The 16,345-nt window shown below is 62.3% G+C and carries 16 protein-coding genes; 9 read left to right on the forward strand and 7 right to left on the reverse strand.

The window, feature by feature from the left end:
• Positions 1 to 21: 21 nt before the first annotated feature.
• A complete protein-coding gene (locus AB1S50_RS05605; protein WP_367149508.1) occupies positions 22 to 1,281 on the forward strand; it encodes a DUF945 family protein in 1,260 nt (419 codons plus the stop codon).
• Positions 1,282 to 1,350: 69 nt separating this feature from the next.
• Here AB1S50_RS05605 and AB1S50_RS05610 read toward each other — a convergent pair whose 3' ends face one another.
• Together AB1S50_RS05610 and AB1S50_RS05615 are read right to left on the reverse strand one after the other, a co-directional pair.
• Positions 1,351 to 1,704, reverse strand: coding sequence for a DUF4870 family protein (locus AB1S50_RS05610; protein WP_367149509.1), 354 nt, complete (start codon positions 1,702 to 1,704; stop codon positions 1,351 to 1,353).
• A 79-nt stretch (positions 1,705 to 1,783) separates the two neighbouring features.
• The gene (locus tag AB1S50_RS05615) at positions 1,784 to 3,163 is read right to left on the reverse strand and encodes a response regulator (protein ID WP_367149511.1); all 1,380 of its coding nucleotides are present in this window, start codon (positions 3,161 to 3,163) and stop codon (positions 1,784 to 1,786) included.
• A gap of 435 nt (positions 3,164 to 3,598) precedes the next feature.
• Here AB1S50_RS05615 and AB1S50_RS05620 point away from each other — a divergent pair, with 435 nt between their 5' ends.
• On the forward strand, positions 3,599 to 4,138 hold the full coding sequence (locus AB1S50_RS05620; protein WP_367149513.1) for a PadR family transcriptional regulator: 540 nt from the start codon (positions 3,599 to 3,601) through the stop codon (positions 4,136 to 4,138).
• 55 nt (positions 4,139 to 4,193) lie between these two features.
• Here the strand turns inward: AB1S50_RS05620 and AB1S50_RS05625 are convergent, their stop codons facing one another.
• Both AB1S50_RS05625 and AB1S50_RS05630 read right to left on the reverse strand, forming a co-directional pair.
• A complete protein-coding gene (locus tag AB1S50_RS05625; protein ID WP_367149514.1) occupies positions 4,194 to 5,339 on the reverse strand; it encodes a beta-ketoacyl-ACP synthase III in 1,146 nt (381 codons plus the stop codon).
• Positions 5,340 to 5,590: 251 nt separating this feature from the next.
• Positions 5,591 to 6,286 (reverse strand): ComF family protein, encoded by a 696-nt coding sequence (locus AB1S50_RS05630; protein WP_367149515.1) that lies wholly within the window; start codon positions 6,284 to 6,286, stop codon positions 5,591 to 5,593.
• A gap of 128 nt (positions 6,287 to 6,414) precedes the next feature.
• Between AB1S50_RS05630 and bioB the strand changes: the two genes are divergently transcribed.
• Genes bioB through bioC form a run of 3 tightly spaced genes read left to right on the forward strand, consistent with a single transcriptional unit; the run spans position 6,415 to position 10,303 of the window.
• On the forward strand, positions 6,415 to 7,476 hold the full coding sequence (bioB, locus tag AB1S50_RS05635) for a biotin synthase BioB (protein WP_367149516.1): 1,062 nt from the start codon (positions 6,415 to 6,417) through the stop codon (positions 7,474 to 7,476).
• Entirely contained in the window at positions 7,473 to 8,687 is a 1,215-nt protein-coding gene (gene bioF, locus AB1S50_RS05640; protein WP_367149517.1) for an 8-amino-7-oxononanoate synthase, read from the forward strand. Before bioB ends, bioF begins: the two co-directional genes overlap by 4 nt.
• Complete coding sequence (gene bioC / locus AB1S50_RS05645) at positions 8,684 to 10,303, forward strand: malonyl-ACP O-methyltransferase BioC (protein WP_367149518.1); 1,620 nt, start codon at positions 8,684 to 8,686, stop codon at positions 10,301 to 10,303. Before bioF ends, bioC begins: the two co-directional genes overlap by 4 nt.
• Here bioC and AB1S50_RS05650 read toward each other — a convergent pair.
• Positions 10,294 to 10,815, reverse strand: a complete 522-nt coding sequence (locus AB1S50_RS05650; RefSeq protein ID WP_367149519.1) for a L,D-transpeptidase family protein — start codon at positions 10,813 to 10,815, stop codon at positions 10,294 to 10,296. The two genes, bioC and AB1S50_RS05650, sit on opposite strands and share 10 nt — an antisense overlap.
• Positions 10,816 to 11,025: 210 nt before the next feature.
• Between AB1S50_RS05650 and bioD the strand changes: the two genes are divergently transcribed.
• Both bioD and AB1S50_RS05660 read left to right on the forward strand, forming a co-directional pair.
• Positions 11,026 to 11,766 carry a dethiobiotin synthase gene (gene bioD, locus AB1S50_RS05655; RefSeq protein ID WP_367149520.1) on the forward strand — a complete coding sequence of 247 codons (741 nt, stop codon included), beginning with the start codon at positions 11,026 to 11,028 and terminating at the stop codon, positions 11,764 to 11,766.
• A 65-nt stretch (positions 11,767 to 11,831) separates the two neighbouring features.
• A complete protein-coding gene (locus AB1S50_RS05660; RefSeq protein WP_367149521.1) occupies positions 11,832 to 13,613 on the forward strand; it encodes an acyl-CoA dehydrogenase C-terminal domain-containing protein in 1,782 nt (593 codons plus the stop codon).
• A 154-nt stretch (positions 13,614 to 13,767) separates the two neighbouring features.
• Here the strand turns inward: AB1S50_RS05660 and AB1S50_RS05665 are convergent, their stop codons facing one another.
• A complete protein-coding gene (locus tag AB1S50_RS05665) occupies positions 13,768 to 14,145 on the reverse strand; it encodes a DUF2237 family protein (RefSeq protein ID WP_367149522.1) in 378 nt (125 codons plus the stop codon).
• A 7-nt stretch (positions 14,146 to 14,152) separates the two neighbouring features.
• Positions 14,153 to 14,719: a DUF2939 domain-containing protein gene (locus AB1S50_RS05670; RefSeq protein WP_367149523.1), complete on the reverse strand. Its 567-nt coding sequence runs from the start codon at positions 14,717 to 14,719 to the stop codon at positions 14,153 to 14,155.
• Between the two features lie 164 nt (positions 14,720 to 14,883).
• On the opposite strand from AB1S50_RS05670, the gene AB1S50_RS05675 reads away from it, so the two are divergent.
• Both AB1S50_RS05675 and AB1S50_RS05680 read left to right on the forward strand, forming a co-directional pair.
• Positions 14,884 to 15,645: a hypothetical protein gene (locus AB1S50_RS05675; protein ID WP_367149524.1), complete on the forward strand. Its 762-nt coding sequence runs from the start codon at positions 14,884 to 14,886 to the stop codon at positions 15,643 to 15,645.
• A gap of 17 nt (positions 15,646 to 15,662) precedes the next feature.
• Positions 15,663 to 16,343 (forward strand): RDD family protein, encoded by a 681-nt coding sequence (locus tag AB1S50_RS05680; RefSeq protein ID WP_367149525.1) that lies wholly within the window; start codon positions 15,663 to 15,665, stop codon positions 16,341 to 16,343.
• The last annotated feature ends 2 nt before the right edge of the window (positions 16,344 to 16,345 follow it).

Raw genomic sequence — 16,345 nt, forward strand, 5'->3', positions numbered from 1 at the left:
TTCGGCAAAAGTTTATCCCGGATGAAATTACTGCGTCTCACTGCCATCATCGTCGTCGCCCTGGCCGTCGCCATTACCCTCACTGCTCCTGGTTTTGTGGGCGCCAAAGTTGCGGAAGTCTGGCAGCAACAGCTGGCCCGGTTGCGCGGTGGCGAAATGGCCGGCTATGAACGCGGCTGGTTTGGCGCCAGTGCCCGCACTCGTGTGGCCAGTGGTGACGGCACCACCGAGCTGCTGAGCCAGATCCAGCATGGTCCCCTGCTATTTACCGCCGGAGGGCCGCGTATCGGAGTAGCCTACAGCCGGACCCGCCTCTCCACCGAGCATTTGGCAAAGCCTCTGCGCACTCAGTTGGAACAGTTTTATGGCCGCCTGGAGCACAGCCCGGTGGTACTGGAATCTCTGGTCGGCGTGGACAACCGGGTGCGCAACACAGTGCGCCTGGAGCCTTTTACCCGCAGTGATAGGGGCGGAGAACTGACATTCGGCGGCGCCGAGCTGGTGCTGGATACGGATTACAGTGGCGCCGTGATCCAGGGATTCCTGAAGGTGGGGCAGCTGCGGCGCGAGCGCGGCGGACGGGAGGAGCTGGTGACGGACACTGTCACCGGCGACATCCGACTGGTGCCCAGGCAGGGAGACACGGAGCTTTCCCTTTATCTTCCCCGTTTGCGCGCGGAAACCGAATCCGGTCCGCTGGAATTACGGGATCTCGTTCTGCAGGTCGATGGCCAGCTGTCACCGGGCGGCAATCTGCAGCTGTCCAGTGAGCTGAGCCTGCCGCAGGTACAATCGGCCACCCCGGTGACCTCCGTGTTGCACCGCTTGAAACTGGCGGATGTCTCCATGGCGGATCTGGGGCACTATATTTCCGCGCTGGCGCTGACACCGGCGGGCCGGCGGGATTGGCAGCAGATTCTGGTGCGGCCCTTAAAGCTGCAGCAGCAACTGGTGGTGGAGTCGGTCAATGGCCCCATACTGATGGACCTGGATGCCGACTGGGCCGGGTTCGCGGCTGGGAACAGGCGCTCCGCGGCAAGCGCTGCGGATCAGTGGCTGGCGCCGCTGGTGGGCAGCGTCACCTTTTCCGCCAGTGAAAAGGCCCTGTTGCAGTCACCCCTGGTGGCACAGGCGATGCTGCTGCGTCGCTATGGCCTGCTGCTGACAAGCGGTGATGAGCTGCAGATGCTGGTGCAGGTAAACCGGGGGAAACTCATGGTCAACGGGCAGCAGCTGCCGCCGGAGGCCCTGCTCGCAGCCCTGCTGGGCCGCCCGGGCTGAGCCGGCGATAAGGCACCCGGTCGCTAGCCGCGCAGCTATGTCCTCACCTTTTAAATGCTCCTCATCGTCTCAATAGGCGGGGCGGTGATCTGCCAGCACCAGCCAGCCGCGAATCACCCGGTATACCACCCACACCCAGCTGATCCCCAGGATCAGAAAGCCAATGCCAAAAATCCACACGGTTGCCCAGCCGACCACAATCCACAGCAGGCTGAACCAGAAGGTGCGGATCTGCCAGCGAAAATGGGATTCGGCCATGGTGCCGCGCACGTCGCCGCGCTTGAAGTAATTGATCAGTACGCCAATAAAAAAAGGAATGGCAGTAAATAGGCTGATGGCCTGGATGACGTACACCAGAGTGGCCAGGTCGCGGCCGGCCTGCTCGCGCGTTTCTTGACTATTATCGGGAAACTGCTCAGACATATTATTATCTCTCGGGTAGGGAATGCACCTATAGTGGGGTCACCGGAGGGATTTGCAAGCGACTTGCGGTGGAGTGTTGCTATTGCAGGGACCATTCGGTGTGGACGTTTTCCTCCCGCCACCGGTTGAGTTCCCGCATAGAAGTCCGCATCAGGTTCAGCATTTCCGTGCGCTGTTGACGACAGGCCTCCCGCTCTTCGCTGGCGGCCAGGCGGGCACCGAGATCCCTCAGTGCGGCGGCGATGGCTTCCAGGCCGGCCTCCTCAGCCGAACTGCTGAGGGATTTCGTCAGCTCTTCCGCATCGGGCCAGTGGCGCGCTGTGAGCAGGCGGGTCAGCTCCGTCATGCGTTTCGGCAGAGCGGCGGAAGCTGCGTTCAAATAATTGGCAAATGCCTGGTGTCCCAGCCGGTCGCGCTTTTGTAGCAGCCTGTCGGTATTTAAAAAACGCAGCCGCTGGCCGCCGGCCGTCTCTTCGGGACGCGTCCTGTTCGCTGCCCAGTCCAGCAGTTTGGCGAGGCTGGATTCCCGCACGGGTCGCGGCAGTATGCCGGTAAACCCGCGCTCCAGAAATTCCTCCCTGTCCCCGGGGCGCGGCGCCGATACCAGCGCGAAGATAGGCAGGTCACCGCCGTGGCCGCGCTGGATTGTTTTCACTGCATCGGCACTGCTCGCCAGGGACAGCTCAGTGTCGATCAGTACCAGATCGAACGCCTTTTGCGCGTCTGTAGCGAAATCACCGGTGCCGCTGCTTTCCCTCTGCACCTGGTGGCCCCGGCGCTCCAGTGCCCGGGCGATGGGCTCGCTTCCCTGATCCGCAAGCAGCAGTATCGACAGGCTATGTTTTCCGGTGGTCGCCGTGGTTGCGGTGTCCTCTGCGCGATTCAGATGGAAAGTGTCCAACTGAGCCAGATTCCGTACCTGCTTGAGGGATGCTTTGAGCCCTTGCAGCTGGCGCACTGCATCCTGCAATTGCGCACCGCTCGCCCACCCCTGTTCATGCAGTGCCGTTTCAAGCGTGTTCAGCAGAGAATCCACCGGTTTGCTGAGATGATGCAATGCGATGCCCCGCAGGTCGGAGTTTTCCTGGCGCAACAGCTCTATGGTTTCCTGGGCTTGCCCCAGCGTTTTGTCCCTGGAGGACGATTTGCTGTTCAGGGCGCACAGGCGCCGGTAGATATCATCCCGCTCCTGGGAGAGCCGCGTTATTTCCTCGCTGTGCTCAGTGTCGGCACAGGATCGCTGTACCCGCAACATGGCGGCATAGCTGGCGGCCAGCACTATGCCAATGGTGGCCAGGAAGAGCCATGAAATAGGCACCCAGGTGTTGGCGTTAAGTGACAGGGGCAGTGAGTGTGCCATCGCCGGCGCAGACACGGCTCCGGCGAGGGGCGGGACCAGTTTGGTCCAGAGCCGCAACCCTGGAATAAAGCTGCCCGGAAAGTGGCTGGCTATCGTCATCCTTGTGCCCACTTATCAAAACCTGGGCCAAATCCTGCGACCCGATGCTCGTTGTTGGGGCGGAGGCCCCGACCGGCCTCAAACAATTGTTTCCGCTGAGAGACTGGCCCGGCTGGCGAATCCATTGCCGGTCAGTGCGGTCTCCGGACATACAGCCGGCCGGTGAAATAACTGCAGTTCCCGCTACCCCCCGTTGGCAGCGTTATTTCTGCAGTCATAGATACTGCAATCGACCTCTTCGCTCAAGGAGAATGTATCCAGATTCCGCGAGTCAGGGCTCAAAAGGCGCCAGGAATTACTTTATGGCGTCAGAATAAATGAATGGCCTGCTCCGACGGTCATTGCTGCGGCAAGCCGCTCACGCTCTGGTGGCCGTGTGCCCGCCCCTGCCCTGGGTTACCATGGACTCTATCGCACGCCTGATTCGGAGGAACAATGTCACTGCGGTTTGCTGTTCTTACCTTGCTGGATATGGAGCCGGGCAGTGGCTACGACCTGAAGCGCCGGTTTGAGCGCAGCGTGTCCCATTTCTGGAGCGCCAGCCATCAGCAGATGTACCGGGAGCTGCGCAAGCTGCACCAGGATGGATTGTTGGATTGCAGTGTACAGCCCCAGGTGGGCAAACCGGATAAAAAAGTGTACCAGCTCACCGATGCCGGCAGAGAGGCCCTGCGGGACTGGGTACAGCAACCGGCGCCCGCACAAAAAATCCGCGAGCCTTTTTTAGTGCAACTGTTCGCAGGCCACCACCTGGACCGGGAGCAGGCCCGCGCGCTCATCCGCCGGCAACTGGACCAGCACCGAGCCCTGCTGGCGGCTTATCGCGAGCAAAAACAACGGGTGCAGAGTCGCGATATAGAGCTGCAGCAGCGTTTCTGGCTGGCTGGCCAGACGCTGCAACTGGGCATAGAGGTGGAGGAGACCCGCCTGCGATGGGGCGAACGGCTCTTGCGGCAGCTGGAAGAGGGCCCCTAACTCGGTTGTTGAAAAATATTTTTCCGCAACCGGCAAGCGCCGGCATCCCCGGCGGTCACAGGGCAATTTTTTCCAGCACCAGACTGCCCACGGAATAGCCGGCACCGAAGGAGCAGAGAACCCCGCGGGCACCGGGGGGCAGATCGTCGCTATAGAGGTTGAACGCAATTACCGAGCCGGCGCAGCCGGTATTGGCGTAGCGGTCCAGCACTATGGGTGCCCGTTCGATACTCGCCCCACTGCCCATGAGTTTTTTTGCGATCAGGTTGTTCATATTGATATTGGCCTGGTGCAGCCAGTAGCGCTGTACCTCGGCCGGCTCCACACCCAGCTCGCGCACATGGGATTCGATGTGCGCCGCGGCGATGGGGCAGACTTCCTTGAACACCTTGCGGCCGTTCTGGTGGAACAGCTTGCCGGGGCCGAAGGGGTCCACGTCGGCGGCGCGGGCAGTATAGCCGAAGTTGGAGCGGATGTTGTTGGAGAACATTGTCTTGGCTTTGGTACCCAGGACTTTCCAGGCGGTGTCTGTGTGACAGTCGTCGCACCGCTCGACCACACTGGCCACCGCCACGTCACCGAAAATGAAGTGGCTGTCGCGGTCGGTGTAGTCGACCTGCGGCGAAGCCAGTTCCGGGTTGATCACCAGGGCGGTGCGGGTGGCGCCGGAGCTGATGGCATCCACCGCCCGCTGCAGCGAGAAGGTGGCGGAAGAACAGGCGACTTCCATATCGAAGGCAAAGCCGTCGATACCCAGCGCAGCCTGGATTTCTATGGCGATGGCTGGGTAGGCCCGCTGCAGATAGGAAGCGCCGACAATCACCATATCGATGTCGCGCGGGGTTTTGGCCGCTTTTTCCAGCGCCAGCCGCGCGGCCTTCAGACCCATTTCCGCCTGCATACAGAGTTCGTCGTCGCGCCTTTCCGGTAGGTGTGGGCGCATGCGTGTGGGATCCAGAATGCCCTCACGGGTCACCACATGACGGCTTTTGATCCCGGATGCCTTCTCGATGAATTCCGCCGAAGAGGGCGGCTTCGCGGCTAGGGCGCCGGCCTGGATCTGTGCCGAGTGGGTGTGGTTGTACGCCTCGGCATAAGTGTTGTACGCCTCCACCAGTTCTGTGTTACTGATGGTTTCAGGGGGCGTCCACAGCCCCGTAGCACTGATCGCCACGGCCCGCGGCAACTTATTTTGGCTCATTGCAGTGTTCCCGGCCCGCGTCCGACGGCGCGCGGGCGTCTTTCAGTTGAGTTCACCTGTTGGCGCGGCGGTCGCCGCACCGGAACTATTGAGTTGCCGTCCTTGAAATACTGGCGCAAGCAGGCGGGTTCGTGGGGAAAATACTGCTCCAGTCCGTGTCGCTCCGACTGCCATGCGGCTGGCGGACTGACATAGGTGCAGAATTGTGCGGGTAATCTATCGGCCGGTCTATTTGTGCTCGAGACGCTGAGTCAAGGGGTTCTGGCCAGGGCGTAGGCACTGACCCGGGCCGCCCCGGCCCGCCGCAGCATATCTGCGGCGGCATTGAGTGTCGCGCCAGTGGTTATCACATCGTCCACCAACCCCAGGTGCAGCCCGGCCACGGGATGCTGCACGCGAAAACTGCGGCGCAGATTGCGCAGCCGCTGGGCTCGGCTCAGCTGTTGCTGGGCTGTGCCCGGCGTTAACTTGCCCAGCAGCCGCGGTGCGACGGGAATCCGCCAGTGGCGGCTGAATTCTGCCGCGATCAGCTGTGCCTGGTTGAAACCCCTCTGCCACAGGCGTCGCCAGTGCACGGGAATCGGCAACAACAGTTGTGGGCGCAATTCGCCCCTGGGTTCCAGGCACCCCGCGGCCACAAATGACAGTGTGCGTCCGGCCGCCAGATCGCCCTGATATTTAAAACGTTGCAGTAGCTGCGCCACCGGATAGGCGTAGTGCCAGGCGGCCTGGGCGCTGGCGAAGGCCGGAGGGTACTGAATGCATTGAGGGCAAATGGCTGCCGCCGGTGGCAGCGGTAGCGCACAGACACGACAGCCTCGGTCCAGTGTGGGCAGCTGGTCCCGGCAGTCGGCGCAGAGCCCACTGCGCGCGGCACGGGCAACCCCGCACAGCAGGCAGTTGCTCAATTGTTGTGACAAGAACTGTGCTATGGCTCGGTAAACCATTCTCAGGCCTCTTGGTTGACAGCAGGGCAAGGGTCGCTAGACTGACGACGCCCGGGTCCTTTTGACCCCTCACAAACCCCCACCCCGGATTTGCCAAAGTGTCATCAGCATTAGGGAGACTAGCGTCCGTGACCGCCGCCCAGCAACTAGCCGCCACCCGCCACGACTGGACCCGTCGGGAGATACTCGACCTGTTTGCGCTGCCTTTTAATGACCTGATGTTTACCGCACAGGGGGTTCACCGGGTGCACTTCGATGCCAATCGGGTACAGGTGAGCACCCTCTGTTCCATTAAAACCGGTGCCTGCCCGGAAGACTGTGCCTACTGCCCCCAGAGTGCCCGCTACGATACCGGGCTGGAACGGGAGAAGTTGATGCAGGTGGACAAGGTGTTGCAGGAGGCCCGCGCGGCCAAGGCCGGGGGTGCCACCCGTTTCTGTATGGGCGCGGCCTGGCGCTCGCCAAAGAAAAAGGACATGCCCTATGTGACGCGGATGGTCCGCGAGGTAAAGGCGTTGGGAATGGAAACCTGTATGACCCTCGGCATGCTGGACGATGACCAGGCCAGTGCGCTGGCCGACGCTGGCCTCGACTACTACAACCACAACCTGGATACCTCGCCGGAATACTATGGCGAGATCATCACAACCCGCACATATAGTGACCGCTTACAGACACTGGAGCGTGTGCGGGCGGCGGGGATGAAGGTTTGCGCCGGTGGTATTGTGGGCATGGGGGAGGAAGTGGGGGACCGCGCCGGGCTACTGATGCAACTGGCGAATCTGCCGCAGCATCCGGAATCGGTACCCATCAATATGCTGGTCAAAGTGGCCGGTACACCGCTCCAGAATGAGGCGGACCTGGACCCATTGGAATTCATTCGCTGTATTGCGGTCGCCCGTATCACTATGCCTAGATCCCATGTGCGCCTGTCCGCCGGCCGGGAGCAGATGAGTGATGAACTGCAGGCCCTGGCCTTTCTCGCCGGTGCCAATTCGATTTTCTACGGCGAAAAGCTGCTGACTACCGCCAACCCGCAAACCAACCGGGATATGCAGCTGTTCGGCCGCCTTGGTATTCAGCCGGAGGAGTACCGGCAGTATGCCGACGAGGCGCAGGTGGAGGAAAAACTCTCGGCGCAGATAGCCGAGCGGGAGTACGACCCCTATTTCTACGATGCCGCCCGATGAAGCCCGCTATGGCGCTGCGGGAAACCCTGCGTCGGCGCCTTCTTGAGCGCCGCGAAAAGGGCCTCTACCGGGAGCTGAGAACCCTCGCTGCGTCACCCACGCCACTGGCAGAGGTGGATGGTGAGCCTCTGGTGACCTTCAGCAGCAACGATTATCTCGGCCTGGCCAACCACCCGGAAGTGATTGCCGCACAGCAAACCGGGGCCACTCTTGGGGCCGGTGCCACCGCTTCCCACCTGGTCAATGGCCATTTGCACATTCACACGGCGCTGCAGGAAAAAATCGCCAGGCTCACCGGGCGCGAGGCGGCGCTGGTGTTCTCCAGTGGCTATATGGCCAATGTGGGTACCATTTGTGCGCTGGTGGCGCGGGGTGACAGTGTCATTTCCGACAAGCTCAACCACGCCTCCCTGATCGACGGTGCCCGCCTGTGTCGCGCCCACAGTCTGCGCTTTGCCCACAACGATCTGAGCGCGCTGGAGCGCCGGCTGCAGCGGGCGACGGCTTCTGTCGGTAATACCCTGGTGGCGGTGGATGGCGTCTACTCCATGGATGGGGACTGCGCGCCGGTGGCGGAAATCGCCCAGTTGTGCCGTGCCTATGGCGCCTGGCTGATGGTGGATGAGGCTCACAGTTTCGGTGTGCTGGGCAGTCAATCGCTGCCCTGCGCGGGCAGCGCCTCCAGGGCCGGTCTGTGCCAGGATGCCGTGCCGGTGCTGATGGGCACCCTGGGCAAGGCGGCGGGCAACGCCGGCGCCTTTGTGGCGGGTTCCCGGGAGCTGATCGATTACCTGGTGCAGTTCGCACGACCCTACATATACACCACTGGTATGCCGCCGGCCGTGGCGGCCGGGTCACTGGCGGCGCTTGCGGTCATGGAGCGGGAACCGCAGCGCCGGCGGCGGCTGCACAGCAATATCCATTATTGCCGCACCCGGGCGCAGTCCCTGCAGTTGCCATTGAGCCCCTCCGGGACCGCCATTCAGCCGCTGCTGCTGGGTTGCGAGAGAGAGGTGCTGTCCGTGGCCGCGGGACTGCGGGCACAGGGTTTCCTGGTGGGCGCCATCCGCCCGCCGACGGTGCCCGCCGGCACTGCACGGCTGCGTATCACTCTCAGCGCCAGTCACAGTGAGGTGCAGATAGATGCACTGCTGCAGGCGGTGCGGGCGCTTCTGCCCGGCTCCCGCACCGGGGAGTCTGGGGCCCCGTGAGCGCGGTGCAGTCTCTGGTGTTGCTGCACGGCTGGGGCGGCGACCGCCGCTTGTGGCAGCGACTGCTGGAGGTTTTGCAGCCCGGCCTGGCGATACCGGTGATGTGTCTGGAGCTGCCCGGCTTTGGCGCCCGCTCGGCCGATAGCTGGCCCGAGGACTCTCTGCTGGATGAGTCGGTTCTGGCGCAGCTGCCGGCAGACTGTGTACTGGTGGGACATTCCCTCGGCGGTATGCTCGCCACCCGCCTGGCTGCGTCGGCCGGTGAAAGCAGGATTCGCGGTGTGATTACCATCGCCGCCAACGCCACCTTTTTGCAGCGGGACGACTGGCCGGGCATGGCGGCGACCACCTTCGACGAATTCCGCTGCGCTCTGGCCACCGACGGCCCCGGGACCTGGAGGCGTTTTTGCGGCCTGCAGGCCCGTGGCGATGGGGCTTCGCGCCAACTGTTGAGCCAGTTGAGACAGTGGCGCCCGCCCGCAGTGGGTGCGGCCTGGGCCGGTGCGCTGCAGAGTCTGGGGCGCTGGGACAATCGCCCGCTGTTGCGGGTAGCAAAGGGATTGCCGGTGCCGGCGCTGCATATTTACGGGGAGCGCGATGCGCTGGTGCCGGTTGCCGCTGCGACACAGTTGCAGTCCCACGGCGCGGCGGTGGAACTGTTGCCGGGCTGTGGCCACACCCCGCATATTTCCCGGCCGGAGAAGGTGGCGGCGCTGGTCAAAGGGTTTTTAGGCAGTATCGGGCAGCCGGGCGCAGAGGATAGCCATGTGCCGCAAAGGGCACCCTTTGCCAAGGGGGCAGTGGCGCGGTCCTTTGGGCGCGCGGCAAAAAAATACGATGCCGCTGCACATCTGCAGCGGGCCGTATGTCGCCAGTTGATGGCCGGCGTCGGTATCGGTTGGCAGCCGGAGCGGATTCTGGATCTGGGCAGTGGCACCGGCTACGGCAGCGCCGGACTGCGCCAGCGGTTCCCCCGGGCCGAAATCATTGCCCTGGATATCGCCGAGGATATGTTGCGACTGGCCCGAACCCAGCGCCCGGTGGCGGACTTCCATGTGAATGGGGACGCGGAGCAGCTGCCACTGGCAGACGGCAGTGTCGATCTGGTTTTTTCCAGTATGGCCCTGCAGTGGTGCTGCAATCTGGAGCGACTGTTCGCGGAATTGCGGCGGGTCATGGCGCCGGGAGGCCTCTGCCTGGTGTCGACCCTGGGGCCGGGCACCCTGCGCGAACTCAAGCGCAGCTGGGCTCAGGTGGACGGCGGGGTGCACGTCAACCGTTTTTCCTCCCGGGAGGAGTGGCTTGGGGCGGCGTCCGCGGCGGGGCTGGCGGGTGGCCTCCACAATGAGCAACGGATTCTGCACTTTGCCAGCGCGCTGCAGTTGATGCGTGAACTGAAGAGTATCGGCGCCGGCAATGTAAACCGCGCTGCCGGCCGGGGATTAACCAGCCGCGCCAAGCTGCAAAGGGTGCTGGACGCTTACGAAAATTTCAGAACAGGTGCCGGCCTGCCCGCCAGTTACGATATCTACTACCTGAGCTTGCGTGTCCAGAGCGCCGGAGCTGTCGGTTCCGCTTTGAGCGGGGGAATTGAGCAGGCTGCCCCTCAGGGGTAGATGGTGATGGGGGTGGGTGTTCGCACCAGCGACCAGATCTCGTCCATTTGGCGGTTGGTTACCGCAATACAGCCATCGGTCCAGTTCATCCGTGTAAGCTGTTTTTCGATCCCCGCCCACTGTGGCTTCTGACCGTGGATCATGATGTCGCCGCCGGGATCCACTCCCAGCCGGCGGGCGCGGGCGCGGTCGGCGGCGTTGGGGTAGGAGATATGGATGGAGCGGTAAAAGCGGCTCTTGGGATTTTTCCAGTCCAGCGTGTAGCGCCCCTCGGGTGTGCGTTCATCCCCCTGGCGGACCTTGTGTCCGCGAGGATTGTCGCCAAAAACAACTTTATAGCTTTTGACCACACGGCCATTGCGCTTCAGCTGCATCAGCGATTTGGATTTGTAGACCACTACTTCGTCCACCGGCTTGACGGTGGCGAAGGACAGCAGCGGGGCTAGCATCAGGCAGACAAAAGCAAGGTATCGCATGGTCTTGGTAAAGCGCGGATTGAAATAGTACGGCATTGGCCAGTTTCGCGCCGGAGGGTTTGGCTGACAGCTTTGTCCGATATCGGTGGCCGGGTTTATGCCCGGGTAAGCTGCGCCGCATTATCAGCACCCCGGGTTATAGGGGCGCTCCGGCTGATCAATAATTGATCTAAGTGAGCAATTTATCAGTAAACTGGTGGCGTTGAAAGAGGCGACAGTAAAAAAGAACCCGGGGGAGGGTTGTTTGTGACCAGAACATTCTTTGTGGCCGGGACCGATACCGAAGTGGGCAAGACCTTCGTTACCGGGGCCCTGCTGCACAATGCCGCCAGGCGGGGGCTGAGCACCGGGGCGGTCAAGCCGGTGGCCTCCGGCTGTGTGCCCAGCCGGGAGGGGCTGCGCAATGCCGACGCCGAATTGCTGCAGGCGGCGATGACACTGGAACTGCCCTACCAGCAGGTCAATCCTGTGGCGCTGGAACCCGCCATAGCGCCCCACATAGCGGCCCGGGAGGCGGGCATCACCCTGGGTGTGACGCCGATGGCCGGGGCCTGCCAGGAGGTGATGAACACCGGTGCCGACCTGGTATTGATCGAGGGTGCTGGCGGCTGGCGCACCCCGCTGGGAGCGGGCGCTTTCCTGTCCGATTTGCCGCGGGAGCTGGATATTCCAGTCATTCTGGTGATCGGCATGCAATTGGGTTGTATCAGTCACGCCCGGCTGACCGCGGAGGCGATTCATTGCGACAGCCTGCGGCTGGCGGGCTGGGTGGCCAACTTTGCCCGGCCGGGTATGGCCCGCCCCGATGAAAACCTCGAGACCCTGAAGGGCCTCTTGGCGGCCCCGTATCTGGGCACTCTGCCCTATGATGAAACTGGGGATTATCGCGCCAACGCTGCCTGCCTGGATTTGGCTCCACTACTGGGCAGTGAACCGGAGGCGCCCGGAGCCACATCGGTTGCCCGCCAGCCCCCGCCCTGTGGTTGACACAGGATCGCTTCCCGCCTAAATTCAAACGACCGTTTGAAACGCTTGAATGAGGGGGCGGAGGCATGGCTGACTACAAGGCGCCGTTGCGGGAGATGCACTTCCTGTTGCACGAAGTTTTTGCTGCGGATCAACTCTGGGCACGACTGCCCGGACTGGCGGATACCGTCGACCGCGACACCGCCGAAGCAATTCTGGCGGAGATGGCCAAGCTCGCCGCCAATACCCTGGACCCCATCAATCGCTCCGGCGACGAAGAGGGTTGCCAGTGGCAGGATGGTGCGGTTTCCACACCCGGGGGCTTCAGGGAAGCCTATGCCACCTTTTGCGAGGGCGGCTGGGGAGCGCTGCTGGGCAACCCTGAATACGGCGGCATGGGCATGCCGAAAATGTTGGGCGCCCAGGTGGAGGAAATGATCAATGCGGCCAATATTTCCTTCGCCCTTTACCCGGTGTTGACCAACGGTGCCTGTCTCGCCATCGATACCCATGCCAGCGAAGCCCTGAAGGCGCAGTACCTGCCAAAAATGTACCAGGGCACCTGGGCCGGGGCCATGGACCTGACCGAGCCCCATGCGGGCACCGACCTGGGAATCATCCGCACCAGGGCGGAGCCTCGGGATGACGGCAGCTACAAAATCACCGGCAACAAGATTTTCATCACCGGCGGCGAGCAGGACCTGGCGGAAAACATTGTTCACCTGGTATTGGCCAAGCTGCCGGACGCACCCCCCGGGCCCAGGGGTATCTCCCTGTTCCTGGTGCCCAAGTTCCTGCCCGACGACCAGGGCAACGTCGGTGAGCGCAACGCCGTGCACTGTGGCTCCATCGAGCACAAGATGGGCATCAAGGCTTCCGCCACCTGCGCCATGAACTTCGACGGAGCCAGGGGCTGGCTGGTGGGTGAGGTGAACAAGGGCCTGGCGGCCATGTTTACGATGATGAATTACGAGCGCCTGGGTGTCGGTATTCAGGGGCTCGGCGGCGCCGAGCGCTCCTATCAGAATGCGCTGGCCTATGCCCGTGAGCGACTGCAGAGCCGCTCGCCGGCCGGGCCCCGGCACGGCGACAAGATTGCCGACCCGATTATCGTGCACCCGGATGTGCGCCGCATGCTGCTTACCCAGAAGGCGCTGATCGGCGGGGGCCGCGCACTGTCCACTTATGTGGCGCAATGGCTCGATATCGCCAAGTACGGGGAGGGGGAGGAGCAGCGCAGGGCCGAGGCGCTGGTGGCGCTGCTCACCCCGGTGGCCAAGGCGTTTTTTACCGACAAGGGCCTGGACTGTACCCTCATTGGCCAGCAGGTGCTGGGGGGCCACGGCTATATCCGCGAGTGGGGCCAGGAGCAGCTGGTGCGCGATGTGCGTATCACGCAGATATACGAGGGTACCAACGGTATCCAGGCGCTGGACCTGATCGGCCGCAAGACGGTCGCCAACGGCGGCGCCCTGTTTGAGGTGTTCGCCGAGGAAGTGCAGGGGTTTATCGACCTGCATGTGGATCGGGAGTCCCTGGCGGATTTCATCCAGCCCCTGGTGACAGAGCTGCAGAGGTTGCGGGATGTGACCGGACGCGTCGTCACTGCGGCCGCGGAGGACCCCCATGCGCCGGGCGCCGCCTCGGTCGAGTACCTGCACCTGTTCGGCTATGTGGCCTATGCCTATATGTGGGCGAAAGTGGTCGCAGTGGCAATGCCGAGCAGTGAAAGCGATGGCTTCTATGCCGCCCAGGTGAAAACAGCGCGGTTCTTTTTTACCCGCCTGCTTCCCCAGACACGGGCGCTGGCGGCCAGTGTCGATGCGGGCAGCGACAGCCTGATGGACATAGATGCGGAGCTGTTTTGAGCTCCCTGATCCCACGGGGTGATTTCCTCCGGGGCTTTAGCGCTGCGATGCTATTTGTTTGCAGGTTGCTGCAAAGACCTTCACGACCAATGAAGTAGTTGCACACTTGATTTGCGGCTCGAATCTCCCCGCTCGGAGTGAGGTGCGGTGCGGCTCAGTTGAGGTCCACCGCATATTCGCGCAGCAGAGCCAGGGGTATTACCTGCAGGGCTTTGATGTGGGTACACTGCAGGTAAACCCGGGGTGCGGCGTCCCGCTGGTAGGCTTCCAGCCAGCGGGGTGCGCACAGGCACCAGCGGTCGCCGGGATTGAGTCCGGGAAAACCGGATTCCGGCACCGGGGTGCTGAGGTCGTTGCCGCGCTGGCGGGAGAACTGTAAAAATTTCTCTGTGACCGCCACGCACACCGTATGGGATCCGAGGTCCTCGGGGCTGGTATTGCAACAGCCGTCGCGAAAAAAACCCGTCACCGGACTGGTGCAACAGGCCAGCAGTGGATCGCCAAACACATTTACCGAAATGTCTTTTTGCATCGCTTTGTCACTGGGGCCCTTCCCCCTCCAGTAGTGCCATATCCGTCAGCAACCAGTGCCAACCCCGACGGGAAAAAAACAGCCGCAGGTGGGGGTCCTCCGCCTGACCAAAATCCACCGCCACCCTATCCAAGGCCAGGTAGCGCCAGCGCTGCAGTTGCCAGTGCCGGGTCTCGTCCGCCGAAGCTTCAGCAGCGTCGTCGTTTGCGCTTGGCGGTGGGTATAGCTCCCGCTCAAATTGGTGCAGGCTGTCACCGCCGGACAAAATATCGGCGATACCCGCCGGTGTGATCAGGCCCCGCAACACGGGGGTGATAAACAGGCCGGAGCCGGCGGTGACCAAGTCGCCAAACTCCGGGGGGAAAGCGTCGCCCACGGAAGAGCGCAGTTGAGCCTGCAGCCTCTGCTTGAGATTTTCACGCAGGCGGGGGAAGTCCACCAATTGCTCAACCCCCTGTGTATCCTGCAGCCTGGCTGCTTCCACCAATTGGCCCGCGGCATAGCGGGGCATCGCCATATAAGTCACGGTGGCGATGGCCAGTAGCAGCAACAGGCCGACAAGCAGTTTTTTCATGGACTCCGATTTCCGTAAAATAGGATTTGCAATTCTATCGTGGGCGCCTGCAGGGCCCAATTGCCACGGGCTAGTGGCGCGCCATTGTTCACGGTCAGTGAGTGTGCCATAGTCCCGGCTGGGGAATCGATAACAATCACAATTTGCGCATAGGACATCGAGTCATGACAGATATTTATAAGGCGCCGGAGTCTGATCTCACTACCGGCGAGGAAAGCGACAGCTTTGGCTCACTGGAAAAGGGGCTTGCGGGGGACTATTCAATCGAAATCGGTGCCGTCTTTGGCGAGGCCTGGCAGCGCACCAAGGGCCACAAGGGTCGTATCTTACTCGCGGTGCTTTTATATATTGTGGCTTTGGTGGCAGTGAGTTTTGTTGCGGGCGCCATCACCGGTTACAGCGCCTTTAATCCAGAAACAGCCGGCGATGGCCCTGTTTCGGGCCTAGTGGGCGGGGCGCTTCTCTACAACCTGCTGGTCACTGTGGTGACGGCGCCGTTGACCGCTGGTTTCATGATGATCGGGGTCAAGGTGGCGCGCGGCGAGAGCGCCGCACCCACGGAGGTGTTTGCCCATTTCGACAAGCTGCTGCCCCTGGCGGTGGTCAGCATCCTGATGACTATTCTGGTTACCCTGGGCATGCTCCTGTTGGTGCTGCCGGGTATTTATCTGGCGGTGTCCTATTTACTCACTCTGCCATTAATCGTGGAAAAAGGCCTGGGACCCTGGCAGGCGTTGGAGACTTCCCGCAAGGCGGTCACCAAGCACTGGTTTGCCTTTCTCGGTTACATCATCGTCAGTATTCTGCTGTATATCGCCGGTGCGCTGCCGCTGCTGCTGGGCCTTATCTGGGTGCTGCCGATGCTGGCCATCGCCTACGGCGTGGTCTACCGGAATGTGTTCGGCGGTCCTGAACAGCAGGCGTAACAAACCGGGGGCCAGTGTTGCTGGACACCATCTGCGAGGTCGAGACTCCTGAGGGCATCGATTTGCGTGCGCGGGTCGCCGGGCCGGTACCGCGCATGCTGGCCTTCGCCGTGGACCTTTTGTACCGCAGCCTGATACTGATGGCCCTGTCGATCGCACTGGCATTTGCGGGTCGCGCCGGCTGGGGGATCTGGTTGCTGTGCTTCTTTCTGTTGGAGTGGTTCTACCCGGTTTTCTTTGAAGTGTTGCGCGGCGGCCAGACGCCGGGTAAAAAAGCTTTCGGCCTAATGGTGGTCAACGACAACCTGACCCCGATCTCCTGGGGCGCTTCAATACTGCGGAATCTGCTGCGCTTCGCGGATTTCGTGCCCTTCGCCTACGTCGCCGGCATTGTCAGTATGACCCTGAGCCATCATTTCCAACGCCTCGGCGACATGGCGGCCGCTACCCTGGTGGTCTACCGGCAGGTGGATGCCGCCCCGCTGCCGTTGCCGGAGGTTGTACCCCTGGCACCACCGCGGGGACTGCAACAGCAGGATCAGCGCGCGATCATCGACCTGCTGGAACGGCACCGGGAACTGAGTGAGGCGCGCCAGTATGAACTGGCCAACCTGCTGCAACCGCTAACCGGAAAGAGGGACCGCGCCGCACTTGATTATTTGCGCGCCGTGGGTAACTGGTTGCTGGGGGCCCGCTAGGG

This window comes from Microbulbifer discodermiae (assembly GCF_040742695.1).
Taxonomy (GTDB): domain Bacteria; phylum Pseudomonadota; class Gammaproteobacteria; order Pseudomonadales; family Cellvibrionaceae; genus Microbulbifer.

Bases quoted from the DNA above. Each gene is read 5' to 3' on its own strand.
- AB1S50_RS05605 (WP_367149508.1), top strand. From the start codon at position 22: ATGAAATTACTGCGTCTCACTGCCATCATCGTCGTCGCCCTGGCCGTC.
- AB1S50_RS05610 (WP_367149509.1), bottom strand. From the start codon at position 1,704: ATGTCTGAGCAGTTTCCCGATAATAGTCAAGAAACGCGCGAGCAGGCC.
- AB1S50_RS05615 (WP_367149511.1), bottom strand. From the start codon at position 3,163: ATGACGATAGCCAGCCACTTTCCGGGCAGCTTTATTCCAGGGTTGCGG.
- AB1S50_RS05620 (WP_367149513.1), top strand. From the start codon at position 3,599: ATGTCACTGCGGTTTGCTGTTCTTACCTTGCTGGATATGGAGCCGGGC.
- AB1S50_RS05625 (WP_367149514.1), bottom strand. From the start codon at position 5,339: ATGAGCCAAAATAAGTTGCCGCGGGCCGTGGCGATCAGTGCTACGGGG.
- AB1S50_RS05630 (WP_367149515.1), bottom strand. From the start codon at position 6,286: ATGGTTTACCGAGCCATAGCACAGTTCTTGTCACAACAATTGAGCAAC.
- bioF (WP_367149517.1), top strand. From the start codon at position 7,473: ATGAAGCCCGCTATGGCGCTGCGGGAAACCCTGCGTCGGCGCCTTCTT.
- AB1S50_RS05650 (WP_367149519.1), bottom strand. From the start codon at position 10,815: ATGCCGTACTATTTCAATCCGCGCTTTACCAAGACCATGCGATACCTT.
- AB1S50_RS05660 (WP_367149521.1), top strand. From the start codon at position 11,832: ATGGCTGACTACAAGGCGCCGTTGCGGGAGATGCACTTCCTGTTGCAC.
- AB1S50_RS05665 (WP_367149522.1), bottom strand. From the start codon at position 14,145: ATGCAAAAAGACATTTCGGTAAATGTGTTTGGCGATCCACTGCTGGCC.
- AB1S50_RS05670 (WP_367149523.1), bottom strand. From the start codon at position 14,719: ATGAAAAAACTGCTTGTCGGCCTGTTGCTGCTACTGGCCATCGCCACC.
- AB1S50_RS05675 (WP_367149524.1), top strand. From the start codon at position 14,884: ATGACAGATATTTATAAGGCGCCGGAGTCTGATCTCACTACCGGCGAG.